Annotated in this window: 25 protein-coding genes; 12 read left to right on the top strand and 13 right to left on the bottom strand. The window is 62.9% G+C overall.

The window, feature by feature from the left end:
• The first annotated feature begins 25 nt into the window (after positions 1-25).
• The gene (gene leuB, locus PWG15_RS31680; RefSeq protein ID WP_275025563.1) at positions 26-1,135 is read left to right on the top strand and encodes a 3-isopropylmalate dehydrogenase; all 1,110 of its coding nucleotides are present in this window, start codon (positions 26-28) and stop codon (positions 1,133-1,135) included.
• 393 nt (positions 1,136-1,528) lie between these two features.
• Here leuB and PWG15_RS31675 read toward each other — a convergent pair whose 3' ends face one another.
• The 10 genes from PWG15_RS31675 to PWG15_RS31630 all read right to left on the bottom strand — a co-directional run bounded on the left by PWG15_RS31675 (position 1,529) and on the right by PWG15_RS31630 (position 11,513).
• Positions 1,529-2,278, bottom strand: a complete 750-nt coding sequence (locus PWG15_RS31675) for an SDR family oxidoreductase (RefSeq protein WP_275025562.1) — start codon at positions 2,276-2,278, stop codon at positions 1,529-1,531.
• Positions 2,279-2,303: 25 nt separating this feature from the next.
• Complete coding sequence (locus PWG15_RS31670; RefSeq protein ID WP_275025560.1) at positions 2,304-3,146, bottom strand: fumarylacetoacetate hydrolase family protein; 843 nt, start codon at positions 3,144-3,146, stop codon at positions 2,304-2,306.
• 44 nt (positions 3,147-3,190) lie between these two features.
• Positions 3,191-4,213, bottom strand: a complete 1,023-nt coding sequence (locus PWG15_RS31665; RefSeq protein ID WP_275025559.1) for a hypothetical protein — start codon at positions 4,211-4,213, stop codon at positions 3,191-3,193.
• Positions 4,210-5,103, bottom strand: a complete 894-nt coding sequence (locus PWG15_RS31660) for an SMP-30/gluconolactonase/LRE family protein (protein WP_275025558.1) — start codon at positions 5,101-5,103, stop codon at positions 4,210-4,212. The genes PWG15_RS31665 and PWG15_RS31660 overlap by 4 nt, the downstream gene beginning before the upstream one ends.
• Positions 5,104-5,112: 9 nt before the next feature.
• Positions 5,113-6,225 carry a mannonate dehydratase gene (locus tag PWG15_RS31655; protein WP_275025557.1) on the bottom strand — a complete coding sequence of 371 codons (1,113 nt, stop codon included), beginning with the start codon at positions 6,223-6,225 and terminating at the stop codon, positions 5,113-5,115.
• A gap of 19 nt (positions 6,226-6,244) precedes the next feature.
• Positions 6,245-7,030 (bottom strand): SDR family NAD(P)-dependent oxidoreductase, encoded by a 786-nt coding sequence (locus tag PWG15_RS31650; RefSeq protein ID WP_275025555.1) that lies wholly within the window; start codon positions 7,028-7,030, stop codon positions 6,245-6,247.
• Between the two features lie 57 nt (positions 7,031-7,087).
• Positions 7,088-8,080 (bottom strand): ABC transporter permease, encoded by a 993-nt coding sequence (locus PWG15_RS31645; protein ID WP_275025554.1) that lies wholly within the window; start codon positions 8,078-8,080, stop codon positions 7,088-7,090.
• Positions 8,077-9,621: a sugar ABC transporter ATP-binding protein gene (locus PWG15_RS31640; protein WP_275025553.1), complete on the bottom strand. Its 1,545-nt coding sequence runs from the start codon at positions 9,619-9,621 to the stop codon at positions 8,077-8,079. The genes PWG15_RS31645 and PWG15_RS31640 overlap by 4 nt, the downstream gene beginning before the upstream one ends.
• Positions 9,622-9,690: 69 nt before the next feature.
• Positions 9,691-10,650: a substrate-binding domain-containing protein gene (locus PWG15_RS31635; protein ID WP_275025552.1), complete on the bottom strand. Its 960-nt coding sequence runs from the start codon at positions 10,648-10,650 to the stop codon at positions 9,691-9,693.
• 119 nt (positions 10,651-10,769) lie between these two features.
• A complete protein-coding gene (locus PWG15_RS31630; protein ID WP_275025551.1) occupies positions 10,770-11,513 on the bottom strand; it encodes a FadR/GntR family transcriptional regulator in 744 nt (247 codons plus the stop codon).
• A gap of 201 nt (positions 11,514-11,714) precedes the next feature.
• On the opposite strand from PWG15_RS31630, the gene uxuA reads away from it, so the two are divergent.
• Positions 11,715-12,905, top strand: coding sequence for a mannonate dehydratase (uxuA, locus tag PWG15_RS31625; protein WP_275027284.1), 1,191 nt, complete (start codon positions 11,715-11,717; stop codon positions 12,903-12,905).
• A gap of 10 nt (positions 12,906-12,915) precedes the next feature.
• Positions 12,916-13,608 (top strand): RraA family protein, encoded by a 693-nt coding sequence (locus tag PWG15_RS31620; protein ID WP_275025550.1) that lies wholly within the window; start codon positions 12,916-12,918, stop codon positions 13,606-13,608.
• A gap of 30 nt (positions 13,609-13,638) precedes the next feature.
• On the opposite strand, the gene PWG15_RS31615 is transcribed toward PWG15_RS31620, so the two are convergent.
• Entirely contained in the window at positions 13,639-14,121 is a 483-nt protein-coding gene (locus tag PWG15_RS31615; protein WP_275025549.1) for an Lrp/AsnC family transcriptional regulator, read from the bottom strand.
• A gap of 215 nt (positions 14,122-14,336) precedes the next feature.
• Between PWG15_RS31615 and PWG15_RS31610 the strand changes: the two genes are divergently transcribed.
• The 6 genes from PWG15_RS31610 (at position 14,337) to PWG15_RS31585 (ending at position 21,006) form a co-directional block, all read left to right on the top strand.
• The gene (locus tag PWG15_RS31610; protein ID WP_275025548.1) at positions 14,337-15,833 is read left to right on the top strand and encodes an aminotransferase class V-fold PLP-dependent enzyme; all 1,497 of its coding nucleotides are present in this window, start codon (positions 14,337-14,339) and stop codon (positions 15,831-15,833) included.
• Complete coding sequence (locus PWG15_RS31605) at positions 15,826-16,701, top strand: MBL fold metallo-hydrolase (RefSeq protein WP_275025547.1); 876 nt, start codon at positions 15,826-15,828, stop codon at positions 16,699-16,701. Before PWG15_RS31610 ends, PWG15_RS31605 begins: the two co-directional genes overlap by 8 nt.
• Before the next feature lie 28 nt (positions 16,702-16,729).
• The gene (locus tag PWG15_RS31600; RefSeq protein ID WP_275027282.1) at positions 16,730-17,491 is read left to right on the top strand and encodes a sulfite exporter TauE/SafE family protein; all 762 of its coding nucleotides are present in this window, start codon (positions 16,730-16,732) and stop codon (positions 17,489-17,491) included.
• A 212-nt stretch (positions 17,492-17,703) separates the two neighbouring features.
• Positions 17,704-18,699 (top strand): SLAC1 anion channel family protein, encoded by a 996-nt coding sequence (locus PWG15_RS31595; protein WP_275025546.1) that lies wholly within the window; start codon positions 17,704-17,706, stop codon positions 18,697-18,699.
• Positions 18,699-19,658 (top strand): GlxA family transcriptional regulator, encoded by a 960-nt coding sequence (locus PWG15_RS31590; protein WP_275025545.1) that lies wholly within the window; start codon positions 18,699-18,701, stop codon positions 19,656-19,658. Before PWG15_RS31595 ends, PWG15_RS31590 begins: the two co-directional genes overlap by 1 nt.
• Before the next feature lie 49 nt (positions 19,659-19,707).
• Positions 19,708-21,006 (top strand): amidohydrolase family protein, encoded by a 1,299-nt coding sequence (locus PWG15_RS31585; protein ID WP_275025543.1) that lies wholly within the window; start codon positions 19,708-19,710, stop codon positions 21,004-21,006.
• A gap of 10 nt (positions 21,007-21,016) precedes the next feature.
• Here the strand turns inward: PWG15_RS31585 and PWG15_RS31580 are convergent, their stop codons facing one another.
• Positions 21,017-21,874: a MurR/RpiR family transcriptional regulator gene (locus tag PWG15_RS31580; RefSeq protein ID WP_275025542.1), complete on the bottom strand. Its 858-nt coding sequence runs from the start codon at positions 21,872-21,874 to the stop codon at positions 21,017-21,019.
• A gap of 171 nt (positions 21,875-22,045) precedes the next feature.
• Positions 22,046-23,119 carry a polyamine ABC transporter substrate-binding protein gene (locus PWG15_RS31575; protein WP_425536837.1) on the bottom strand — a complete coding sequence of 358 codons (1,074 nt, stop codon included), beginning with the start codon at positions 23,117-23,119 and terminating at the stop codon, positions 22,046-22,048.
• A 168-nt stretch (positions 23,120-23,287) separates the two neighbouring features.
• Between PWG15_RS31575 and PWG15_RS31570 the strand changes: the two genes are divergently transcribed.
• The 3 genes from PWG15_RS31570 to PWG15_RS31560 are packed head-to-tail and all read left to right on the top strand — an operon-like array spanning position 23,288 to position 26,120.
• Positions 23,288-24,379 carry an ABC transporter ATP-binding protein gene (locus tag PWG15_RS31570; protein WP_275025539.1) on the top strand — a complete coding sequence of 364 codons (1,092 nt, stop codon included), beginning with the start codon at positions 23,288-23,290 and terminating at the stop codon, positions 24,377-24,379.
• A 1-nt stretch (position 24,380) separates the two neighbouring features.
• Positions 24,381-25,280, top strand: a complete 900-nt coding sequence (locus PWG15_RS31565; RefSeq protein WP_275025538.1) for an ABC transporter permease — start codon at positions 24,381-24,383, stop codon at positions 25,278-25,280.
• 9 nt (positions 25,281-25,289) lie between these two features.
• The gene (locus tag PWG15_RS31560) at positions 25,290-26,120 is read left to right on the top strand and encodes an ABC transporter permease (RefSeq protein WP_275025537.1); all 831 of its coding nucleotides are present in this window, start codon (positions 25,290-25,292) and stop codon (positions 26,118-26,120) included.
• Position 26,121: the final 1 nt, after the last annotated feature.

Below are 26,121 nucleotides of genomic sequence, written 5' to 3'. Positions count from 1 at the left end.
TCAGACCAGACACAGGAGTGCCGAAATGGCCCGCAAGCTTTTTATCCTTCCCGGCGACGGCATCGGCCCGGAAGCCATGGCGGAAGTCCACAAGATCATCGCCTACATGAACGCCGAGCTTGGCTCCGGCTTCGTGACCGACGAGGGCCTGGTCGGCGGTTCGGCCTATGACGCCCACGGCCAGGCGATCTCGGAAGAGGACATGAAGAAGGCGCTTGCCGCCGATGCGGTGCTGTTTGGCGCCGTCGGCGGTCCGAAGTGGGATGCGGTGCCCTACGAGGTGCGCCCGGAAGCGGGTCTCCTTCGCCTGCGCAAGGACCTGCAGCTCTTTGCCAACCTGCGTCCGGCGATCTGCTATCCGGCGCTATCGGCCGCCTCGTCGCTGAAGCCGGAGCTGGTCGAGGGCCTCGACATCCTGATCGTGCGCGAACTCACCGGCGGCGTCTATTTCGGCGAACCGAAGGAGATCATCGATCTCGGCAACGGCCAGAAGCGCGGCATCGACACCCAGGTCTATGACACCTACGAGATCGAACGCATCGCCGGCGTCGCCTTCGAGCTGGCCCGCACCCGTAACAACCGCGTCTGCTCGATGGAAAAGCGCAACGTCATGAAGTCGGGCGTCTTGTGGAACCAGGTGGTGACCGAGACGCACAAGGCGAAATACGCCGACGTCCAGCTCGAGCACATGCTGGCCGATGCCGGCGGCATGCAGCTGGTGCGCCAGCCCAAGCAGTTCGACGTCATCGTCACCGACAACCTGTTCGGCGACATGCTGTCGGACGTGGCCGCGATGCTCACCGGTTCGCTCGGCATGCTGCCGTCGGCCTCGCTCGGTGCGCCGGACGGTGTCAGCGGCAAGCGCAAGGCGCTCTACGAGCCGGTGCATGGCTCGGCACCCGACATTGCCGGCAAGGGCATTGCCAACCCGATCGCCATGATCGCGTCGTTTGCCATGTGCCTGCGTTACTCCTTCAACCTCACGAAGGAAGCCGACAATCTGGAAAAGGCGATCGCCAACGTGCTCGACCAGGGCATCCGCACCGGCGACATCATGGCCGAAGGCGCACGCCAGGTCGGCACCACGGAAATGGGCGACGCCATTCTCGCCGAGTTCAAGGTGCTGTCGGCGTAACCGACGAACAGCCGCCGAAGGCGTCGACATGACGCCAGCAGGTAACCTGGAAAACAAACACCTCCGGAACCCATCCGGAGGTGTTTTGCGTTTCATGGCCTTGAAAAGGACGAGCGAAGCAGATTTGCGGCCCGTCAATTACGGCTTCGCAGAATAGACGCCAATCTAACCAAGAATCCCTCATTCCTGTGCTCGTGACAGAAACCCAGCCGGACCAAGTCCTTGGGCCGAAAAAGTCCTTTGACCCGACGGACGCCGGGTCGCTGGATCCCCCGCCACAAGGGCGAGGATGGGGGCGATGGGGTCGGCTTTTCTCGGAAAATCGAAACCGTCCGGGTCGAGCGGCGGTCGTCTCCGATGATGTTGCGCCGCCAGCAACCGGCGGCCGCGGCCTCAGATCGTAATCCCGCCGTCGATATTGATCGCCTGGCCGGTGATGAAGGCTGCCTCGTCGGAGGCGAGGAAGGCGCAGATGGCTGCGACCTCCTCGACCGTACCGAAACGCCCGGCCGGTTGCCGGCTAATGAAGGAACGGTAGGCTTCGTCCCGGCTTCCGAGCTTTTCGCCGAGTTCGCCGATCCGTTCTTCCAATGAGGGTGACGCGACCGTTCCGGGGCAGACCGAATTGCAGCGAATGCCTTGGGATACATAGTCGGCGGCCACCGCCTTGGTGAGGCCTATGACGCCGCCTTTGGCCGCGCCATAGGCAGCGCGGCGCGGAAAACCCTTGATCGAGGAAGCGACCGAGCCAATGGTGATGATGCTGCCGCCAGCCGCCTTCATCTTAGGGATCGCGCCGGCAATGACGTTATATGCACTGTCGAGCGTGATGTTGACCGAACGCCGCCAGTCCTCGGGTGAGCACTCCTCGATCGTGCCCTGGTGCACGTAGCCGACCGCATGGACGAGAATGTCGACCCGCGCGAAGCCGGCAAAATAGTCCGCTACCGCTGCATGATCCGTCGCATCCAGCCGCGTCGTCGCAGCGCCGTCCAGCGTGCCAAGCAAGCCTTCATTGATATCGCTCGCGTGAACCGCAGCACCCTCCGCCATCAGCCGTTCGGCAACGGCGCGGCCGATGCCCTGGCCGGCGGCAGTGACCACGGCCACGCGTCCGGCCAGTCGTCCCGTCTTTCCACTCATGATCCGTTCCTTCCTTCCGATCGGATTAAATGGCCTGAACGACCTGGCGCTGGCGGCCGAGGCCGTCGATGCCGAGTTCCACCACGTCGCCGGGCTTCAGGTAGCGCGGCGGCTTCTTGCCCATGCCGACTCCAGGCGGCGTGCCGGTGCAGATGAGATCGCCCGGCTCGAGCACGCAGAACTCGCTCATGTAGGAGACGATGGTCGCGACATCGAAGATCATGCGCGCGGTCGTGCCCGCCTGCATGCGCTCGCCGTTGACGTCGAGCCACATCGACAGCCCCTGCGGATCCGGCACTTCGTCCTTCGTCACGAGCCAGGGGCCGGTCGGGCAGAAGTTGGGAAAACTCTTGCCCTTCACCCACTGCCCGCCGCGCTCCATCTGCCAGGCGCGCTCGGAGACATCGTTGACGACGGTGTAGCCGAACACATGCTCCATCGCGTCAGTGCGCGACACATTCAGGGCGCGCTTGCCGATGACGATGCCGAGTTCGACCTCCCAGTCGAGCTTCGACATTTTTTCGGAATGGAGAAGTGGGGCGTTTGGCCCGCAATAGGTGCCGGCCGCCTTGTTGAAGAGGATCGGTTCTGATGGCACCGGCAGTCCCGCCTCTTCGGCGTGATCCGAGTAGTTGAGCCCGACGCACCAGATTGTGCCCGGCCTTGCGACCGGCGGCAGGATGTCCGTATCGATGACGGACAACACGGGCAGGGCCGACAGATCCACACCCGACAGTGCAGCCGCGACGCCGGGCAAGGTTTCCGCGGTGAAGTCGGAAACGAGTGAAGACACGTCCCGCGCCTTCCCCTCGCCATCGAGGATGCAGGGCACGGCAGAGCCGTCGACGATGAGGCGCAGCATTTTCATTCTCTTGGCCTTTCAATTGGAAATGGCTGGGCGAGCGTCGCGCCTCAACCGATCGGAGCGGCTTCGACGGATAGCCGATAGTGGGTGACAAAGGTCTGGCCTGGCTCGAATGCGATTGCCGTCGCTATGCCCGATGCCGCAATGGGATTGCCGTCCGTGCAGACCGCCGGTCCCAAATCGAACGCGGAAGCGATCGGCTCGACGCCGAGCGCCACATGCCGTCCGTTCCAGGGATAGGCCTTGCGGCCGCGGTTGCTGTACCAGATGAGCAGACCGGGAAAATGCTCCTTTTGCCAGCTAAGCCGTGCGCGAAACCCCTCGTCGCGATAGTGAAGCGCGACGCTGCCATCGATGCCCGAAAGCTGCAGCAGATCCTCAGTATCGGCAGCGAGCGGCACCTGGGTCGCATCAACTGTGAAGCCGTCGCGCGTCTCGATTTCGTCAAGAGAAGACCATGGCCGATCGGGCGCAAACAGCGCAGCACCCGGCTCGACATCCCCCGGAAAACTCCAGACCCGATCATACCGACCGGGCTCGATGACGACTGAACCCGGCCGCAGCGACAGGCGAAAGGTCGGGTGCAGACCGATCGGCAGCCGGCACGGGCGGCGCGCCTCGACTTCCAACGTTAGGTCGATGGCCGCCGCGCCTTGGTCCGGCACGATCCGTCGACGAAGCCGCCGGATCGGATGGTGATCCGGATAATGGCATTCCATCGTGATCTGGCCGTCGTCGCAGGCGCGCCAGTCCCAATGGGTATTGGACCCGTGACCATGTGGCGCGCCGGCGCCCACGAAACTCTCGCCCGTTGCAGTCCAACCGTCGGGCAGGTTGCGCCCCGCATCGCTGCCGAAGGGGACGCAGGGCCACTCGCCGCGAAGCTCTTGAAGGATTTCCGGCAGCGCCACTCGCTCGGGATCATTGCCCCAGGGCGCGACTTGCAAGGGGCTGACCTGTCGCCCATCCGGCAGCAGGAACAACACCGGACCGAGCATGCCGCCAAGCGATTGCACCGAGAGGCACCCGTGCGCCCAGGCAAGCGCGCGCCGTGTCGTCTGCGCGCTCACCTTGTGGTCACCCCGAACCGATTTTCCGGCATGCCGGAAACGTCGACACGCGTGGCATAGAGACTGCCGGCGAGGCGCTCCGCCGGCCCGGAGCCGGCCGTGGTGATGTAGAGGGTCTTGAGGTCGGAACCGCCGAAAGTGCAGGTGGTGATGTTGGTGACCGGCATTTCCATCGCCTCGGCATGACTGCCGTCCGGTGCAATGCGAGCGATACAGCTGCCGCCATAGCGGCAGTTCCAGAGGAACCCTTCGCTGTCGATCGCTGAACCGTCGGGCGAGCCGCGTTCGAAGCCAGTGAAGAAGCTCCGTTCACCGGAGATCGCCCCCGCCTTCGCATCATAGTCGAAGGCGTAGATCTCGTTGGCCAGCGTATCGCCGAAATAGAACGTGCTTCGATCCGGGCTCCAGCAGAGCGTATTGGATATCCCGAGGCCGTGACGCCATTCGGAGACCGCGCCGTCGGGCGCGATGCGGTAGAGAATGCCCTCGCCCGGGGCAACGTCGCCGAGCTGGCCGTCGGGAAGGACGTTGTTCTTCATCGAGCCGACCCAGAAGTTTCCGGCCGGATCGGCGCGACCGTCGTTCAGTCGGACGCGCGGAGCGCCTGGCAGGAAGAAACCGTGATCCGCGCGACGGTCGGTCCCAGGCCACCACCAGATCAGCTTCGAGCCGAGCGCGACGAGCAGGCGCCCGTCGTCGCTTGTCAGCGAGATCGCCACCACCGGCTCGTCGAACAGCCAGGTCCTGACGGCCCGCGTCGCCTCGTCATAGCGATGCACGAGAAAACGGTTGATGTCGGTCCAGTAGAGCGCTGTTTCCGCAGCCGACCAGACGGCGCCTTCGCCGCAGCGGTCGCCGACCGGGGCGACGCAGACGATCTCGTGAGCCATCCCCACCTCCTATTCCGCTGCCATGCTCGTCGGGATCGACCGCGCGGGGCCGAGAGCCTCGGCATTCTGCACCAGCGCCTTCATGTAGCCGAGTGCAAAGGCCTTACCGGCGTGCCAGGAGGCACCGCAGGTCATCGCCGGCGTATGGTCGGGGATCAGCACGCCCTGATAATTCTCGTCGCGCAGGATGCGGATGATCTCGGCCATGTCGATATCACCCTCGTCGACGAAGGTCTCGACATAGCGCGGCATCTTTCCACGTACGTTGCGGAAGTGGATGTAGCCGATGCGGCCCGAACGGGCGAAGCGGCGAACATGCTCGTAGATGTCGCCACCCGGCATTTCCTGGAGCGAGCCGAGGCAAAGTTCCAGCCCGTTCGAGGGCGAGTCGATGATCGCCATCAGCCGGTCGTATTTCTCCGGCCGGTTGACCAGTCGTGCGGTGCCGCGCAGCTCTTCGGCCGGCGGATCGTCCGGGTGGGCACCGAGGACAACGCCCGCCTCTTCGGCGACCGGTACGACCTCCTTCAGGAAGCGGCCGAGACGATCCCAGAGTTCCGCCGAACTGACCGAGACGGAAGCAGCACCGGCGATACCGCGGCGGTATCGCATGTTCCAGACCATGCCATCGGGGATCGGGGCATCGGGGCTGGGTGCAATGCTGTTCTCGACACCGAAGCCGACGGATTCAGCGCCACCGCGGGCATAGGGTCCGCGCGTCCAGCCGTAGACGCCGGCGAGCGAGAAGTTGTAGCCGATGCAGGGGATGCCGGCGCGACCGGCATCGCGGATGAGCTGCTTCAGCCCCTCGATCTGCTGAGCCCGCTCCGCCCCGTCCAGGAGCACATCGTGCCAGAAACGGGGCGAGAAGTTCTCGATCGCCGCCACTTCAAGTCCGCCAGCGCGCACGTCCTTCACCAACGCCGACAGCTCCTCGTAGGACCAGAGCCGGTCGCCGGAGCAATCGCCCCAGCCGCCCTGATCGCCGCTGTCGATCTTCGGATCCTTGCCGGCGAAATAGTTGGTGAGATGCGCGACGACATGCGTCGCACCCGCCTGCAAGGCAAATTGATAGTTGTCCGGGGTGAGTTGCTCCCGGTAGAGTCCAAGGCCGATTTTCATCTGGTCGATTCCTGTTCGATTACTTGACGCCGATGCCGGCGGTGAGGCCGCCGTCGATTCGGAAATCCGAGCCCGTGACGAAAGCGGCGCGGTCGGAGGCGAGATAGGCGACGAGTTCCGCGACTTCCTCCGGCTCGCCGATGCGGCCGATCGGGTGCGCCGCCCCGAAGCGGGCGAAGGCCTCCGCTTCGCTCACGCCCTCACCGCCATAGGTGCGGGCTGCGAGCGACAAGAGCGGCGTGCGCACCGAGCCGGGGCTCACCGAGTTCACCCGGACCTTCACTGCCGCATGGTCGAGCGCCATGGCGCGGGTCAGCGCATGGATCGCCCCCTTTGAGGCGACATAGGCCGCCACATTCTGCTGGCAGGCATGGCCCTGAACCGATGAGATGTTGACGATGGCGCCGCCGCCGCGCTTCATCATTTCCGGAATGCCGAAGCGGCCGGTCAGATAGATCGAACCGACATTGACCGAAAGGCAGCGCGCAAAGGTCTCTGCACTGGTGTCTAGCACCGTGCCATAGGGGTGGACGGCCGCGGCATTGACGATGATGTCGAGACCGCCATGGCGCAGCACCGCCTCGCGCACGGCAGCTTCAACCTCGGCCTCTACGGATACGTCCGTAAGCCGCGTCGACATTGGCAGGTCGCGTTCTCCAGCGATGCGGTCGAAGATCTCGTTGGTATTGATGTCGTTGCCGCAGGCAAGCACGGTCGCACCGGATGAAGCGAGACGGATCGCCGAAGCGAGGCCTATCCCCGACGTGCCGGTGACCAGCGCGATTTTTCCGTTGAATTCAGTCATGATTGTCTCCGCGAAACTCGTAAGTTGGCGCGGGATGCCGGGCACCCCGCTCCGGTCTCAGCGCACCCGTTCCAGGACCTGGTTGAGAAGCACGGCGCCGAGGATGATCCCGCCGCGCACGACGTATTGCCAATATTCGCTGACGTTCATCAGCGTCATGCCATTGGAGATGCAGCCGAGGAAAAGGACGCCGATCAGCGTGCCCCAGATGCGGCCCTTGCCGCCGAAGAGCGAGGTGCCGCCGATGATGACGGCCGCGATCACGTCGAGCTCCATGCCGGTCGCCGTCGTCCCGGTGCCAGCACCGATCTGCGAGGCGATCAGCGTACCGGAGACGGCGGTCAGCCCGCCGGTCAGACCGAGCGTCAGTGCCTTCACTTTCCAGATGTCGATGCCGGAAAGGCGCGCTGCTTCCATGTTGCCGCCAACAGCATAAACCTCGCGGCCGAAGCTCGTGTACTTCATCAGGAAGTGCATGCCGGCGAAGGTGAGCGCGAAGATGTAGACCGGGAAGGGAATGCCGAAGAGGTAGCCGCCGCCGAGGAAGTCGAAGCCGAGCGGAAAGGACGACATCGGGAAGCCGCCGGTGATGAGGTTGGCGACGCCGCGGAGTGCTGCAAAGAGCGCGAGCGTGGTGATGAAGGTCGGCACGTTGAACCATTGGCGGAAACGGCCAGTGAGATAGCCGAGCGTAAAGCCGAGAAGCAGCGCGGCGGCAAAACCGACGGTTACCGCACCCCAGTCGCCGAAGACGTCGGTGAAGCGATCGGCGAACCAGGCGACGATGCAGCCGGCAAGCGCCGCACCGGCGCCGACCGACAGGTCGATCTCGCCGCTGATGATCACCGCCGTCATGCCGAAGGCGATGATGCCGAGCATGGAGACCGTTCTGAGCACGTTGAGCACGTTGGCCGTCGAGGCGAAGCCCGGTGCGACGAGGATCAGGAAAATCACCAGTGCCGCAAGGATGATCTCCATCGGATAGGTTTTCAGGAACTTGAGCGGCGTGTTCTGACCGCCTTCTTCCGTTGTCTGGCTCACAAGTGTCATTGTCTGGCCCCTTCCATGCACAGGCCGTAAAGTTCGGTAAGGTCGGTTTTCGTCGGGTCCACCTCGGCAACGACTGCGCCGTGGTGCATGACGAGGATGCGGTCGGCGACCTCGAGGACTTCCTCGAGTTCCGTCGAGACGAAGAGGCTGGCAAGGCCGTCGGCGGCCTGCTGCCAGATGATGTCGAAGATCTGGCGCTTGGCCTGGACATCGACGCCACGGCTCGGCTCGTCGAAGAACATCACCGACGGCTGCCGGTTCAGCCATTTGCCGATCACCACCTTCTGCTGGTTGCCGCCCGAGAGCGACGACACCGGCAACTCCGGATCGCCGCACTTGATGTGCAGGTCGGCGATCTGGCGGCGGATGAACGGCTGCTCGCGCCGGCGCGAGATGAAGCCCCTGTTTGCAATCGGGCCAAGGCTCGCCATGCAGAGATTGTCGGCGGTCGAGAGCGATTGCACGAGGCCGACTTCCTTGCGGTTTTCCGGTGTGTAGCCGAGGCCGGCCTTGCGCATGTCGCGCGGGCTGGCACCGGTCATGTCGCGACCATTGAACGTCACTGAACCGCCGTCGATCTGGTCCGCGCCAAAGATCGCCCGCATCAGCTCCGTGCGGCCAGCACCGAGCAGGCCGGCAATGCCGAGAATCTCGCCGGGATAGAGATCGAAGGAAACATCCTGGAAATGCCCGGACCGGCTGAGATTGCGCACCTCAAGGACCGGTTTGGCGCGATCGAGCATTCGCCGCGGCGGACGCGTGGCGCGGGCCGCGTCCCCAAACATCATGCCGACGATCGCCGACGGTGTCGTCTCCTTCATCGCCACCGAACCGATATAGTGGCCGTCGCGGATCACCGTGCAGGTGTCGGCGATTTCGAAGAGTTCGCTCATGCGGTGGGTGATGTAGATCATCGTCACGCCGCGAGCGCGTAGGCGTTCGATCAGCGCGAAGAGCTGTTTGACCTCGCGCGAGGCGAGCGCCGAGGTCGGCTCGTCCAGAAGCAGGATCGACGGATTGAAGGACATCGCCTTGACGATCTCGACCACCTGCTGCTGGCCGACGCTGAGTGCGGAGACCGGCTGGCGGGAATCGATCGCAAGCCCCATGTCGGCGAGCAGCTCGCCGGCGCGCTTGTGCAGGCCTGTCCAATCGACGACGCTGAAGCCGGCGCGGCGCCGGTGTGGCAAACGGCCGAGAAAGATGTTCTCGCCGACCGAGAGTTCGGGCACCAGCGAAAGCTCCTGGTGCACGGTGACGATGCCGGCCTCGAAAGCATCATGCGGCGAGGTGAAATGGCGGTCCTCGCCATTGACGCTGATCGTGCCGGATGTCGGCTCGGTGACGCCGGCAAGCAGCTTGACGAGCGTCGACTTGCCCGAGCCGTTCTTGCCCATCAGGGCATGGACCTCACCGGGCGCGAAGCTGTGGGTGAATTCGGAGAGGGCGACTGTCGGGCCGTAACGCTTGGTCACGGCCCGAAAGTCCAGCCGTCCCTGCACCCCTTGCAACGCGGCTGACCTTGGTTGCGGATTGCTCATGCGGATTTCCTGCTGTCGGCGGCGAAGGAGCGGCGGCCGATGCCCGCCGCCCGGTTCACGTCCCGGCCCTTATTTCAGGGCCTTCAGGCCTTCCTTGTAGGCCGCGACACCTTCTGCATCGGCGCGCTTCAAGGGCAGCACCGGCACGTTGACCTTGGTTTCGATCTTCTTGCCGTCGAGCAGGTTCTGGGCCGCCTCGATCGCCTGCTTGCCGACCTCGAGCGGCTGCTGCGCCGTCGTTGCCTGCAGCACGTTGTCGGAATTCAAGAGCATGTTGGCGAGCTGCTCGGACCCGTCGGTTCCAAAGACGAAGACCTTGCCTTCAAGGCCCGCCTTCTTCACCGCCTGAACGGCGCCGATCGTTCCGCCTTCGTTGGCCGCGTAGATCACCTTGATATCCGGATTGGCCGTCAGCATGTCGCTGGCGACGGCGAGCGCCTTTTCCGCCAGCCAGGCGTCCTGCTGGGCGACGATGTCGACCTGATCCTTGACGACGCTCAGGAAGCCATCGACGCGGGCATTCGATTGCTCCGGCAGCAGCGCCTTGAAGGCGAGCGTGCCGATCTTGACCTTTTCGCCATTGCCGAGCGTCTTCAGGAAATCGGTCGCGGCATTGCCGGTACCGATGCCGATATCGCGGTCCGAGCTCGTCACCGTCGCCTGGGCGACGTCGCCATTGGCGGAGGTGCCGTAGGTGACGACCGTGATGCCGGCGTCACGTGCCTTTTTCAGTGCCGGTACCGAGGCATCGGCCGAGAGCGGCGCGACGACGATCGAGTTGACCCCCCGGGCGATATAGGTGTCGATCAGCTGGGCTTCCTTCTCCAGCTTGCTGTCGCTGTTGCCGGCGAGAAGCTCGTCGCCAGCGGCTTCCGCCGCCTTTTCCATGCCGATCTGGATGCCGCGGAAATACTGGTCCTGCTGAAAGACGATGCCGGCGATCGCCTTGCCGCCGGCGAAAGCCGCACCGGGTGCAAAGCTGACGGTGGCAAGTAGTGCTGCCAGCGCAAGACGTTTCATATTGCTCATGTTGGTTCTCCTCCCAAAAGCCCTGTTCATGCCGCCGGACCAACGGGCGAGTGGATCCGGCAAACGGCTGCCCGCACCGCGACCAGCGGGACGCGGTTCGAGCCAAAACTCCTATGTTTTCATCGCGTTGACTGACCGCCGGGCGCGGCATCGACGAAACGGATGCCGAACTCCAGGTGACGGCTCATCAGGTAGACATAGGCGATGCGGTCGCGGGCCCTGAGTGCCCGGATGATCTCGGCATGAGCCTCGAAGGTCGCCGCATGCACCGGGCGCTCCGCCTTGCCGAGCCGCATGACCTCCTCGATCACCGAGCGCAGCATGTGATAAGCGGCAAGCGTCGTTCGGTTACCCGAGAGTTCGACGATCGCCGAATGGAACTGGTAGTCGCACTGCGCCGCTTCCTCGACGCTCTCAGCTTCAAGGATTCGGGCGTTGATCGCGTCCAGCCGGTCAAAGTCGGCATCGCTCGCCGTCAGGATGATATGCTCGCCGACGCCGGTCTCGATGATGCGCCGGAAGCCCTGAAGATCATGGAACGAGTCCGGCGAGATGCCGTTGTGAAAGGCAAAAAGCCGGCGGATCGCCTCGCCATGGCCGCCGCTGATGACGGCACCGACCTTCGGCCGGGTCTCGACCATGCCATAGGCACGCAGCACCTGCAGCGCCTCGCGCACGGTGTTGCGGCCTGCCTGGAACTGCTCGCCGAGATCGCGCTCGGTCGGCAGCGCATCACCGATGCCAAGGCCGCGCTCGGAGATCATGTCGCGGATCTGCTCGACCAGCCGATCGACGGCCGAGGTCTTGCCGGGTTCGACGGCCTCCACGCCTGACAATGCATCTTCCCGTACAGAACTGCTCACCGCCATCCTCCCTGCGATGACTTATTTGTTGGTCCAGAACGCAGCGGCAGTCAAGCAGAAACTCCAAAATTTCGCGACCTTCCTTCACTATTCCCGAAAATGACGGTTTTTAGGCTTGAATTGTTGGACCAATCGGACATAATTGATGGGCGTGGTCCAACAATAGCCACCGGGAGCGGGTAGGAGTTCTGAATGAGACTGATGGAAGAGTGCTTTCGCTGGTATGGACCGAATGATCCGGTGCCGCTCGCCTACATCCGGCAGGCAGGCGCGACAGGAATCGTCTCGGCGCTGCATCACATCTACGACGGCTCACCGTGGCTGGACGAGGCGATCCTGGCGCAGAAGGCGCAGATCGAGGCGGCTGGCATGCGCTGGAGCGTGGTCGAGAGCATTCCGGTCCACAACTCGATCAAGCTCGCGACACCGGAGAGCGCCCGCTATATCGGCTGGTACAAGGACACGCTGCGAGCGCTGGCGCGCGTCGGCATCACCACCGTCTGCTACAACTTCATGCCGGTGGTCGACTGGACGCGCACCGAACTGATGCAGCCCCTGGCGAACGGCGGCTATGCGCTGCGTTTCGACGCGATCGATTTTGCCGCCTACGATCTCTTCGTCTTGAAGCGCCCGCGTGTCGAAGACAGCTACTCCGAACGGCAGATTTTCGCCGCCCGCCAGCGCTTCGATCAGATGGACCAGGCGAAGATCGACCGGATCGAGCGCAATCTCATTGCCGGCCTGCCGGCAACCGAGCGTCAATATGACCGGGCAAGCTTTCTCGCAGCCCTTGCCGAATATGACGGCGTAACCGCCGACGTCCTACACGCAAACCTGGCGCGCTTCCTCACGGAGATCGTTCCGGTGGCTGAGGAAGTCGGTATCCGGCTCTGCATTCATCCTGATGATCCGGCGTTTTCGCTCTATGGCCTGCCGCGCATCGTTTCCACGGCGGCCGATGCCCGACGTATCCTTTCAGCCGTCGACAGCCCGGCCAACGGCATCACCTTCTGCACCGGCTCTTACGGCACCCGCGCCGAAAACGACCTGCCGGCGATGGTTCGTGAATTCGGCCCGCGCATCCACTTCGCTCATCTGCGCAATGTCCAGCGCGAGGAGGACGGCTCCTTCTACGAAGCCGATCATCTCGGCGGATCGAGCGATATGCCGGCAGTGATTCTCGCGTTGATGCAGGAGCAGGAGCGGCGGGTGCGCGAGGGCCGCGCCGACTGGCAGATCCCGCTTCGCCCCGATCACGGACACCTGCTCGCCGACGATATCGGCAAGGAGCGGATCAACCCCGGCTATTCGCTGATCGGCCGGCTGAAGGGCCTCGCGGAAATCCGTGGCGCGATGCAGGGCATCGCAACGGCCTTTGCGCACAAGGCTTAGAGGAAGAGACATGACGCATTTTGAGAGCGATACCGAACTGTTTGCCGCCATGCGCAGCCGGCTGTTCACTGCCGTGGTCGGCGACATTCTCGACACCATGGGCCTGCAGCACCAGTTCCTGCCGCCACAGATCAAGGCTCTTCGCGACGACATGGTCGCCGTCGGGCGGGCGATGCCGGTACTCGAGGCCGACTACTTCGCGACCGCCGAGGCCAGCGGCCATTCAGAGTTCAGCGCCAAGCCCTTCGGTCTGATGTTCCACGCGCTCGACAGTCTGAAGCCCAACGAGATCTATGTCTGCTCGGGCTCGTCGCCGCGATACGCCGTCTGGGGCGAGTTGATGTCGACAAGGGCAATGAAGCTGAAGGCGGCGGGCGCGATCTGCGACGGCTATTGCCGCGACAGCGCCGGCATCCTCGCGCTCGATTTCCCGACCTTCTGCTACGGATCCTACGCACAGGACCAGGGCCCGCGCGGCAAGGTCGTCGACTACCATATCCCCATCGAGATCGGCGGCATCCGCATCCGGCCGGGCGATATCCTCTTCGGCGATCGCGACGGCGTGCTGGTCATCCCGCGCGAGGCTGAGCGGGAAGCAATCGCCCTTGCACTGGAAAAGGCCGAAACCGAAAACAAGGTTCGCCTCGCGATCGAGGCCGGCATGAGCACAGTCGAGGCCTTCGAGCGTTTCGGCGTCATGTGACAACAAAGTAAGGCGCCGGCGCCCGGCGCCTCACTTCAATCGGCTGAGATCCACGGGGCGATTGTTGATGATCGCCTCCATGGAAAAGAAGCCCGTGACCGTGGCGAGGTCGAAGTTTGTGATGAGCTTCTGATAGAAGGCGTCGTAGCCACCCATGCCCCGGGTCACCACCTTGATCAGATAGTCCCAGTCCCCGCCGATCCTGTAGAAGTCGATCACTTCCGGCAGCCGCTCGACATGCTGCCGGAAGCCGTCGCTCCATTCCTTGGAGTGATGACGCGTGCGGATCATCACGATCACCGTCAGATCCAGGCCGAGAGCACTGAGATCGATATCGCAATGCGAACCCCGAATCATGCCGATCGACTGCAGACGTTGAAGGCGCCGCCAGCAGGCATTTTGCGACAAGCCCACCCGCTCGGCCAACTCACGCTGCGAGAGGCTCGAATCCTTTTGCAGCAACGTCATGATCTTCAGATCAAAACTATCTATTTTTGATGCTTCTTCGATCATTTGACACAATACAGCGCGGCTATCGCAGGAAGATAGGTGAGTTTTTTGACCATGAAGGGGAATATAATCGCTGTCAATGTTCGCTTAGAGCGGGATGAGGAAAAGTGCGTGCGGTTTTCCGCCCGCGTCCCGCTCTAACTTATTGGAAGCGATCACGTTTATGGGTTTGGGTCGAACCGACCCAAACCCATCGTGATCTAAGGGAGGTCAGCGAGATGATCGCTCCAACAGTTCACCGCCACTCCTGCGATGCGCTTAGCCCGCTTGCCCAGTTCCGCCGGGCTTTGAACCGCCCCGGCGTGATTGCCGATCTTCGCGACGATCTCGTCGGTGCGAAGACACAGATCGCCGGTCCCTATGGCACGAAGGCGCTCGTCTATGCCGACTATGTCGCTTCCGGCCGGGCCTTGCGGGTGATCGAGAGCTTCGTGCTCGACGAAGTCCTGCCCTATTATGCCAACAGCCACACGGAAGCCTCCTATTGCGGGGGCTTCATGACCAGGATGCGGCGGGAAGCGCGTTCGCTGATCGGCGAGTATTGTGGTGCGACCGCCGACCATGCCGTGATCTTCACCGGTTCCGGCGCGACCTCTGGCATCAACCGCCTTGTCAAGCTGCTCGGTGTGGCCGAAGCCGTGGCTGCGGGCAAAAACGTCCGCGTCATTATCGGCCCCTACGAGCATCACTCCAACATCCTGCCCTGGCGCGAAAGCGGCGCCGAGATCGTCGAGATCGCCGAATGTCCGTCCGGCGGTCCGGACCTTACCAAGCTTGCCGAAGCGCTCTGTGCCGGTGCGCCTGATCTGACCATCTGCGCCTTGTCTGCAGGATCGAACATCACCGGGATCACCAGCGACGTCGCGACGATCACACGCATGGTCAAGGCTGCCGGTGGCAAGATGATCTGGGACTATGCCGGCGCCGGCCCCTATGTTCCGATTGCGATGTCGCCTGCCGGTTCCGAGATCGACGCTATTGTCGTCTCGCCGCACAAGTTCATCGGCGGTCCGGGCGCCTCCGGCATCCTGATTGTTCGCCGCGACGGCGTCGTGACCGACAAGCCGACCTGGCCGGGCGGCGGCACGGTGAAATTCGTTTCGCCGGATACCCACGACTACAGCGGCAATCTCGAGGCGCGCGAAGAGGCAGGCACGCCCAACGTCGTCGGCGACATCCGAGCGGCCCTCGCCTTCATCGTCAAGCACGCGATCGGCCTTGAAGAGATGGAAAGGCGCAACCGCGCACTGGCACAACAGGCGTTTGCCGCCTGGAAGACCGTGCCGCAACTGGAGCTGCTCGGCCTTCAGGAGCCGGATCGACTGCCGATCTTTTCCTTCCGCATCAAGAACGGCAAGGGCGGTTACGTCCACCAGCAGCTCGTCACCCGCATGCTCAGCGACCGCTTCGGCATCCAGGCGCGCGGCGGCTGCGCCTGCGCCGGACCTTATGTTCACCGCTTGCTGTCGATCGATGCCGAGCATTCCGAGCAAATACGCCAAGCCATTCTCGCCGGTGAAGAGATCGAAAAGCCCGGGTTCACGCGGCTGAACTTCAGCGTCCTGCTTTCGGATGAAAAGGTGAAGTTCATTCTCGATTGCGTCGCGCAGCTGGCGGCAGACGCGCCGGCTTACGAAGCCGACTACGATTTTGACCCCGCCCGCGCGATCTTCTTCCCGTGTGCCGCGGCTGAAGAGGCGATCGCCTATGCATAAGCCCGACGTCACCGGCTTCTACGATCCCCGTACCGGCAGCATCCAGTATATCGTCGCCGATCCAGCGACGGGTAAGTGCGCGATCATCGATCCGGTGCTCGATTTCGACGAGAAATCGGGCTCGACCGCCACGCGGAATGCCGACGCGATCCTCGCGCATGTCGCTGCGAAGGGCCTGACCGTCGAATGCATTCTCGATACCCACCCCCATGCGGACCACTTCTCGGCGGCGCGCTATCTCAAGGCAAAGACCGGTGCGCCGACGGCAATCGGCGAGCACGTGAAAGGCGTGCAGCGGATCTGGAAAGAGATCTACAACTGGCCGGATTTCGCTTGCGACGGCGCGCAATGGGACCGGCTGTTCGTCGATGGCGAGACATTCCGGATCGGCGAGCTCAAGGCCCGTGTTATCCATTCGCCGGGACATACGCTCGCCTCGATCTCTTACGTGATCGGCGACGCCGCCTTCATTCACGATACACTGTTCATGCCCGACAGCGGCTCGGCCCGCGCCGATTTTCCTGGCGGCAGCGCTGCTGACCTCTGGCGTTCGATCCAGGCGATCCTGGCGCTGCCGGATGAAACCCGGCTGTTCACCGGCCACGACTATTGCCCCGGTGGCCGAGAAGCGCGTTGGGAAAGCACGGTCGCGGAGCAGAAGGCCACGAACCCTCATATAGCCGGCAAGTCCGAGGCCGACTTCATCAGCCTGCGCGAGGCCCGCGACCGGACCTTGCCGATGCCGAAACTCATTCTGCATGCGCTGCAGGTGAACGTTCGCGGCGGCGAACTCCCGCCTGCAGAAGGCAACAGACGGCGCTACCTGAAGATACCGCTCGACGCTCTTCCCGGCTCGGTCTGGGGGTAGCGGCATCGTGGCGGACCCCTTCCAGCAAATGTTGCTCGCGATCGGCTCCGGATCACTGACCGGCTTCACGCTCGGCCTGATCGGCGGCGGCGGCTCGATCCTCGCAACGCCGCTCCTGATCTATGTCGTCGGTATCCGCGACGTACATACGGCGCTTGGCACCGGCGCGCTCGCGGTATCTGCTAACGCCTATCTCAACCTCATCAGCCATGCGCTTCGCGGCCATCTCTGGTGGCGCTGTGCCTTGATCTTCACCGTGGCCGGCTCGCTCGGCGCCTTTGTCGGCTCCAGTCTCGGCAAGCTGGTCGACGGCCAGCGGCTGTTGTTCCTGTTCGGGCTCGTGATGATGTTCGTCAGCTTCGCCATGCGCAAGGTGAAGTGCGACACCGCAGCCACGCCGCAGTCGCTCTCCATCGGGACCCATGGCAAAACGGGCCTGACGGCGCTTCTGACCGGCACCTGCTCGGGCTTTTTCGGCATTGGCGGCGGCTTTCTGATCGTACCCGGACTGCTGTTTTCGACCGGCATGCCGCTTATCAACGCGGTTGGCACGTCGCTGCTCGCCGTCGGCACCTTCGGCCTGACGACGGCGATCAACTACGCATCGTCAGGTCTGGTGGACTGGCGGATCGCCGGCTATTTCATCGCCGGAGGTATTGGTGGTGGCATCGTCGGCACCGTCGTCTCCACCCGACTTGCGACGAAGCGCGATACCCTGACGCAGATTTTCCGCGCCATCATCTTTTCCGTCAGCCTCTATGTTCTCTGGCGCAGCTACGGTGCGCCATGACGCCGAGATCGACAGGGTGATCGCGCTCATCCCAACAGAATGACAGGCGCGAGCGGCCCCGTGAGCTGGGTTGGATTGGTCGCTTGGAGCTACCGCGATCCTTTGGCCGCTAACATACTAGACCTGTCTGATATTGTACCATCAGCACCATTTAAGACGGAGAACTTGCGTGCTTTAATCCTGCCAGTACTTTTTCAGACAGGAGCAAGCCGATGACCGCTCAATCCATCGACATATCGAACTCTACGCCTCTGGCCACCCGTTCGATCTCGCAGCTTCCAATCAACCTATTTGGCTCGGTAATGGGCATCACCGGTCTGAGCCTGGCGTGGCGTGAGGCCGCCAAGGCGACCGGCATGCCGGCCATCCCCGGCGAATATGTTGGTTTTCTCGCCAGCCTGATCTTTGTCGGCCTGACCGTAAGCTACGCCATCAAGTGGCAGCGCCATCCGACCTCGGTCGCCGCAGAGTTCGCTCATCCTGTTCAGAGCAACTTCTTTGCGACCGTCGCGATCGGGCTGCTGCTGCAGTCGGCTTTTCTGAACCGCTATAGCGCGCTCCTGTCGCAAACCGTCTGGATCACCGCATCGGCGCTGACCTTCGCGCTCGCCTACGTCGTTGCCAGAGGTTTTCTCGGGCGGCAACAGTCACGCGACACGACCCTGCCGCCGCTTCTTATTCCGGGAGTCGCCACCTTGGACATCGCCGTCACCGGCCATGCCATGCCGTTCTCCTGGGCGCATGAGGTCAACATGCTCGCCTTTTCGGTCGGCAGCGTCATCGCTGCGGTCTTTGTTGCGCTCATCTTCTCACGGCTGCGCCACGAAGATCCGCTCCCGCCGCTTGCCCGACCGTCGCTGATGGTTCTCGTCGCGCCTTTCGCCGTCGGTTTCCTCGCCTACACCAATGTCACTGGCTCGGTCGATCTCTTCGCCACGGTATTGTTCTACTTCGGACTGTTTCTGATGCTGGTTCTCTCGCCGATGGTTTTCCGTTCGCATATTCCCTTCAGCATCGCCTGGTGGGCCATAAGCTTTCCGCTGGCGGCCCTGTCGATCGCCTTCTTCCGGTATGCCACGTTCGTCGACAGCGCTATCCTTACGGGGCTGGCCGGGCTGTTCTTCCTGTTGCTCACCGGCGCCATCGCGGTGGTCTTCTATCGTACGGCCAGCATCGTCCTGACCGGCAGGTTGTTCGAGGTTCGCTAATGGCCGTTCACAAGATTGCAATATTAGCGATGCAAGGGGTGCAGCTTCTCGACGTCGTCGGCCCTTCCGACGTCTTCGCGGAGGCGAACCGGCAGAGCGGCACCGACTATTACGCGGTGGAGGTCATCAGCACTTCCGGTACTCCGGTGCGAGGATCTTCGGGGCTCGCCCTCATTCCGGACCGCTCGATTGAGCAGGGGATCTCTGATGTGGATACCTTGCTCGTCGCCGGCGATCCGCTCATTCAGGAACGGCCACTTTCGACCGCACTCCTTGAATGGGTCAAGGAGGTATCCTCCCGCGCCAGCCGCTTCGGATCAGTGTGTTCCGGCGCATTCGTACTCGGCGAGGCAGGCTTGCTGAATGGCAGGCGTGCGACGACGCATTGGTCGCAGGCGGCGGAATTCAGCAAACGCTTCCCGGATGTGAAGCTCGAGCCCAATCGCATTTTCACCAAGGACGGCAATGTCTGGACCTCGGCCGGGGTCACGGCCGGCATCGACCTGGCGCTTGCCATAGTCGAGAAGGATCTCGGCCTCGACATCGCCTTGAAAGTCGCGCGTGAACTCGTCGTCTTCCTCAAGCGCCCCGGTGGCCAGACCCAATTCAGCACTCTGCTCGCCGGACAGCTCGCGCAGAAGACACCGATCCGCGCCGCCCAGGATTTCATCGCCGACAATCTCTCCGCCGACCTCACCGTCGCGACGATGGCAAGGCGGATCGGCATGAGCGAACGGAACTTCTCGAGGCAGTTCAAGCAGGATGTCGGGATGACGCCAGCCGACTATGTGGAAAGCATGCGGCTCGAGGCTGGGCGCAGGCTCGCCGAGGACACCAGCATACCGCTCAAAAAGATTGCCACCGATATCGGCTTCCACGACGATATCGCCTTCCGTCGGTCCTTCGTTCGTCGATTCGGTACGTCGCCGGCGGCCTATCGAAAGAGCTTTGGTTGCTGACCCGCGTTAGCAAAGTCCAGAGCCGTTCCCGCCACCGGAGACGTCAGCCATGTTCGACCTGATCATCCGCAACGCCAACCTGCCGGACGGACGGCAGGGTTTCGATGTCGGCATCCGCGGCGGAACGATCACAGTGATCGAGAAGGCCCTGGCCGCAAGCGCTGGCGAAGAGATCGATGCCACCGGTCGACTGCTCAGCCCACCCTTCTGTGATCCGCATTTTCACATGGACGCGACACTGTCGCTCGGCCTGCCGCGGATGAACGTCTCCGGCACGCTGCTCGAGGGCATTGCGCTCTGGGGCGAATTGCGCCCGACCTTGACGAAGGAGGCGCTGGTCGAACGGGCGCTGCGCTATTGCGACCTCGCCGTCAGCCAGGGGCTGCTGGCCATCCGCAGCCATGTGGACACCTCGGATCCTCGACTGGTCACCGCCGAGGCGCTGCTGGAGGTCAGGGAGAAGGTCGCGCCCTACATCGACCTGCAACTCGTCGCCTTCCCGCAGGATGGCTACTACCGGGCGCCCGACGGCGTGGCATCGCTGAACCGCGCGCTCGACATGGGCGTCGATATCGTTGGTGGAATCCCGCATTTCGAGCGGACGATGGAAGATGGTGCCCGTTCCGTCGAAGCGCTCTGCCGGATCGCCGCCGAGCGCGGCCTGCCCGTCGACATGCATTGCGACGAAACCGATGATCCGATGTCTCGCCACATCGAGACGCTGGCGGCCGAGACCGTGCGTTTCGGGCTTCAGGGGCGCGTCTCAGGCTCGCATCTGACCTCGATGCACTCGATGGACAACTACTATGTCTCCAAGCTCATTCCGCTGATGGCGGAAGCGGAGATCAACGTCATTCCCAATCCGCTGATCAACATCATGTTGCAGGGACGCCATGACACCTACCCGAAACGGCGCGGCATGACGCGGGTGAAGGAGCTGATGGCGGCAGGCCTCAACGTCTCCTTCGGGCACGACTGCGTCATGGACCCCTGGTACTCGATGGGATCGGGCGACATGCTGGAAGTTGCCCACATGGCCATCCACGTGACGCAGATGGGCGGCATCGAGGACAAGCGGAAGATCTTCGACGCCATCACCGTGAATTCGGCAAAGACCATGGGGCTCGAAGGCTATGGGCTCGACGTCGGCTGCAAGGCCGATCTCGTCCTATTACAGGCGGTCGACGTCAACGAGGCCCTGCGGCTGAAGCCGAACCGGTTGTTCGTCATCAAGGCCGGCAAGATCATCGCCCGCACGGCGCCGCGCATCGGCAAGCTCTTCCTCGAGGGACGACCGACCGCGATCGACATGGCGCGGGACTACATTCCGCAGGCGGCCCCGGGCTGAACGGGGCGCCTCAGTCCTCGAAATCGCCGAAGACATTCTGCAGCCGGGTGAGCTGAGCAACCCGCTCGCCGACGTCATCGCCAAGCACGACGATGATGTTGCTCAACAGCAGGTCCATGACTGCGACCGTCGTCGCGGCCCCGTCCCAGAGCGGACCGTGCGAGCCCGGAACGACGAGGCAGATGTCGGAGACCTCCGGCGCCCATGGGCAGAACTCGTCGGTATAGAGGATGACCTTGACGCCGGCGCGTCGGGCTTCTTCGGCAAGCGGCCGCGCCTTGGCGGCAAAGCGGCGAACATCGTGCAGGAACAGCACGCGACCCTCGACCGAGCCATCGAGCAGCTCGGCATAGGTGCCGTTGAGGCCATCGACGAACTGGACCCGCGGCCGGGTGTAGGACAGTTGGCTTGCGAAATACTGCGCGATGCCGCGGACGTTCTGGTAGGCGGCGACATAGACTTCGCTCGCCGAAATCAGCGCATCGATCGTCTGCTGCCATTCCGGCGCGGTCGTCAGCTCGTAGATCATGCCGAGATTGTCGACCTGCTGCTGGATCAGGCCGGCCAGCAGCTTGCCCTCGCGGTTATCCTCCCGCAGCCGGCCGACCGAGCCCTTGACCTGCCAGGCAGGATTGTTGGAGCCGTCACGCCTGAGCGCGTGCTTCAGTTCGTCGAGGCCATCGAAGCCCATGCGCCGGAGGTAGCGCCCGACGGTCATCGGCGAGACCTCAAGCCGGGTCGCGATCGAGCGTGCGGTCTCGAACGGGATATCGGCGAGGTTGCGCTCGATATAGTTGGCGATGAGCTTGTCCGACTTCGAGCGCCTCATCTCGTCGCTGCGCAGCAGCTTCAGTATGCGCTGTGCCACGTCCCCTCCCATTCTTGAGCGCCAACCGTCTTGCCAGACGGACAAAGGCCACTGGACCCTTCGAATTGTTGCATGTCTATCCCCAGCCGGGAGCTAAGGAAACACGCAGCGTTGTGAAAGCGGATGCCGGATACAAATCGCGGCATCCGCTCCCGTGATTGCATCGCCTGCTTATTGCGCGGTCTTGACCTTCGTCCAGACCCGGTCGAGCTGGCGCACACCGGGGCCGAGATCTTCGAAGATCTGCAGCTTCTGCATGGTTTCCGGCGGTGGGTTGATTTCCTTGCTGTTCTTGATCTGCTCGGGGGTCAACTGTCGGGCCGGCACGTTTGCCGTGCCATTCGTCTGCTGCTCGATGTTGAGCGCCGCCACTTCCGGGCGGGTATAGAACTGCAGGAACTTGATGGCGTTCTCCTTGTTCGGAGCCGACTTCAGCACGCAGATATCCTCCTGGTACATCGTCGCCCCTTCCTCGGGGATCACGTAACCAAGGTCTTTTGGATTGCCGAAGACGTCGACCATCGAACCAACGAAGAAATGCCCAGCCGCAACGTCGCCGGCGGCGACCATCGGGCGGGTGTCATAGGTAAAGGCGGCGACCTCGGGCTTCATCGCGATGATCGTATCGGCCGCCTGCTGCAGTTCGGCCGGATCGGTCGAATTGACCTTGTGACCGTTGAGAATGAGGCCGACCGAGAGCACCTCGCGCATATCGTCGAGCAGCGTGAATTTCAGCCCCTTGGCCTTCACCGTCTCGATCAGGTCGCGCCAGCCGGTCACGTCCTTGCCGAGCAGCTTGCGGTTATAGAGGATGCCGACCGAGCCGAAGGCGTAAGGCAGGCAATATTCGCCCTTCGAGTCGCTCTTGGCGCGCAGGAAGGTCGGATCGATGTTCTTGAAACCCTCATAAGTGTTGATGTCGGTCCTCTCGAGCAGATCGAGCTTGGCCATGATGTCCTGCATGTGCACGGACGGGAAAACGATATCGTAGCCCGTGGCGCCGCCCTGGATTTTCGCCAGCATCTCCTCGTTCGAAGAGTAGGTCGAAAGGTTGACCTTGATCTGGGTCTCCTCCTCGAACTTCTTCAGCACGGCCGGATTGATGTATTCGCCCCAGTTGTAGATGTTGAGTTCGGCCGCTTCGGCCGTGCCGAACAGGGCTGCCAGCGTCGTCAGCGAAACGGCCAAACTGCGTGCGCGGGCGGCAAACGGCTTCTTGCCTTGACGGGCCATCCCATGTGTCATTGTCATCGATAGTCTCCTCTGATGGTCATGGCCGTTCGGCCCTCTACGGCCCTTGTCGGCCGCTTCCGGATCACGGCTTCTGGTGGCCGTTGACTCCGATAGGCAAATGGTATCCATATATCGAAAACGCACAAGCGTTATTTGCATAACATTTTGGGGAACAGAAGTATGCAGAATTCCATCGTCCGGCTGGTGGAGGCGAGCAAGGCCTTCACCACTCCGGAAGGCGGCACCGTGGCCGCTCTCGACCGCATCGATCTCGACGTCCGCCGCAACGAATTCCTGACCTTGCTCGGGCCGTCCGGTTGCGGCAAGACCACGCTGCTGCAAGCGATCAGCGGCTTCGTCGAGCTCGACGGCGGCTCGATCCTGATCGACGGCGAAGACATGACGGAGCGGCCACCCTACCGCCGCCCGGTCAACACCGTCTTCCAGAACTACGCGTTGTTTCCGCACATGACAGTCGGCGAGAACGTCGCCTATTCGCTGGAGGTCGCGGGGATCGCCAAGCCGGCGCGCCGGGAAAAGGTCGCGAGCGCCCTGAAGATGGTCGGGCTCGAAGGCATGGAGGCGCGCCGCCCACGCCAGCTCTCCGGCGGCCAGCAGCAGCGCGTGGCACTGGCCCGCGCCATCATCGCCCGGCCGAAGCTTCTCCTGCTCGACGAACCGCTGTCGGCGCTCGACAAGAACCTGCGCCAGGCGATGCAGATCGAACTGAAGACTCTGCAGAACGATCTCGGCATCTCCTTCATCTTCGTCACCCACGACCAGCAGGAGGCACTGACGATGTCGGATCGCGTCGCGGTGCTTTCTGGTGGCCGCATCCAGCAGCTCGATACGCCGCGTGCCATTTACGACCATCCGGTCAACACCTTCGTCGCCACCTTCATCGGCGCCAGCAACCTGTTCGAGGGCACGCTCGACGGCGACCGGCTGATGACTTCAGACGGCATGGCAATCCGCCACCAGCCCTGCGAGCGGAAAATCTCGACGAAGGCGACGGCGCTGATCCGCCCGGAACAATTCTTCCTTGCCGAGGACAACGCCCCCTTCCCGACGATCGACGTCGATCTCGACCAGATCGTTTTCGTCGGCTCCACCTTCGAGCTGTTCGGCCGCACCGTCGAGGGCCGCAAGGTCGTGGCCGAGGTTCCGGCCAACCGCCGCAATCTCGTGGGCGCGATCGAGCACACCCGCAAGGCGCGGCTCGCCTATGATCCGACCGCCGTGCACCTGATCGGCGAAAGTGCAGGTGCCTGAGATGTCGATCGCCAGCCGCCGCCGCTTTCAACTTGGCCTTCTGCTCGGGCCGGTCTCGGCCTTTCTCGCCGTATTCTTCCTCGGTCCGCTCGCCATCATGGTCGTGACCAGCTTCCTCGCGCCCGGCCTTTATGGCGGGGTGGAGTGGACCTTCTATCCGCACAATTTCGGGCGGATCCTCGGTTTTGCCGATCCGATGTTCGAGGAATTCGATCCGATCTACATCTCGATCTTCCTGCGCTCGGTCGAGATCGCCACGCTGACGGTGCTGGCGACCCTTCTCGTCTGCTATCCCGCGGCCTTCTGCATCGCCCGGCTTTCCGAGCGATGGAAGAATTTCTGCCTGTTCCTGATCACGCTGCCCTTCTTCACCAGCCTGATCGTGCGGCTCTTCGTCTGGGTATTGATCCTGCGCCAGACCGGCCTCGTCAACGAGGTGCTCATCTCCACCGGACTGATCGAACGACCGCTCGACCTGATCTACACCAAGGGCGCGATCATCCTTGGGATGACGTACGTGTTCATTCCCTTCATGTTCATGCCGGTCTATGCGAGCGTCGAGAAACTCGACTGGACGCTGGTGCGCGCCTCGCTCGATCTCGGCGCGGGACCGGTGCGCACCTTCTGGCGCGTCATCCTGCCCTTGACCGCCCCCGGCATTGCCGGTGGTGCTGTCATCGTCTTCATCCCGGCGCTCGGCAATTTCGTCGTGCCGGCGGTGCTTGGCGGCGCCAAGGTGATGATGTTCGGCAACCTGATCGAGCAACAGTTCCTCGCCGCCCGCAACTGGCCCTTCGGCGCAGCACTGGCGATGATGGTGATGAGCGTCATGCTGATCATGATGATCGCCCATGTGGTGATTTCCGGCCGGCGCAGCGCCGCCGCAGCTCTTGCACGGTGAGGGTGACCGATGAAGCTTGCTCGATCCCTCTTTGCCGGCGGCCTGCTTGCCTACACAGGCCTCTTCTTCGCCTTCATCTACATTCCGCTTGTCGTCATCGCCGTCTATTCGTTCAACGCCAATCCGGTGAACATGATGACCTGGACGGGCTTCACCACCGAATGGTACGCCCAGGTGCTCGGCTTCAAGACCAAGGTCTCCGAAAGCGCGCTCTACATCGAATCGACCGGGCAACTGCTGCAAGCGGTGTGGAACAGCCTGGTCATTGCCGCCTCGACGACGGCCATTGCGACCGTCTTCGGCACGGCGATGGCCATCGGCCTCTACCGCTTCGAATTCGTCGGCCAGCGTTTTTACCGGGTGGTGATGTTCATGCCGATGCTGATGCCGGATATCGTGCTCGGCATCGCGCTGCTGATCTTCTTCGTCAATTCCGGCATCAGGCTCGGTTTGACGACGACCATCATCGGCCAGTGCACCTTCCTGATTTCGTATGTCTTCATCGTCGTGTCGGCGCGGCTTGCCGGCATGGACCGGACGCTGGAACATGCGTCCGCCGATCTCGGCGCCAACGAATGGATGACCTTTCGCCGGGTGGTGCTGCCGCAGCTCTTTCCAGCGATCGTCGGCGGTGCGCTGCTCGCATTCATCATCTCGATGGACGACCTGGTCATCACTTATTTCATCTCCGGCGTCGACGTCACCACGCTGCCGATGTTCATCTTCTCCATGCTTCGACGCGGCATCAAACCGGAGATCAACGCCATTGCGGTGATGATGCTCTCCTTCTCCTTCGTCGTCGCCTCGCTCGGCCTCTACCTTCGCTCCCGGCAGAAATGAT

The sequence above is a fragment of the Ensifer adhaerens genome, assembly GCF_028993555.1.
GTDB classification, from domain to species: Bacteria; Pseudomonadota; Alphaproteobacteria; order Rhizobiales; family Rhizobiaceae; genus Ensifer; species Ensifer adhaerens_I.
Note: the sequence above shows the minus strand (reverse complement) of the source record. Positions and strands in the feature narration are given on the sequence as shown.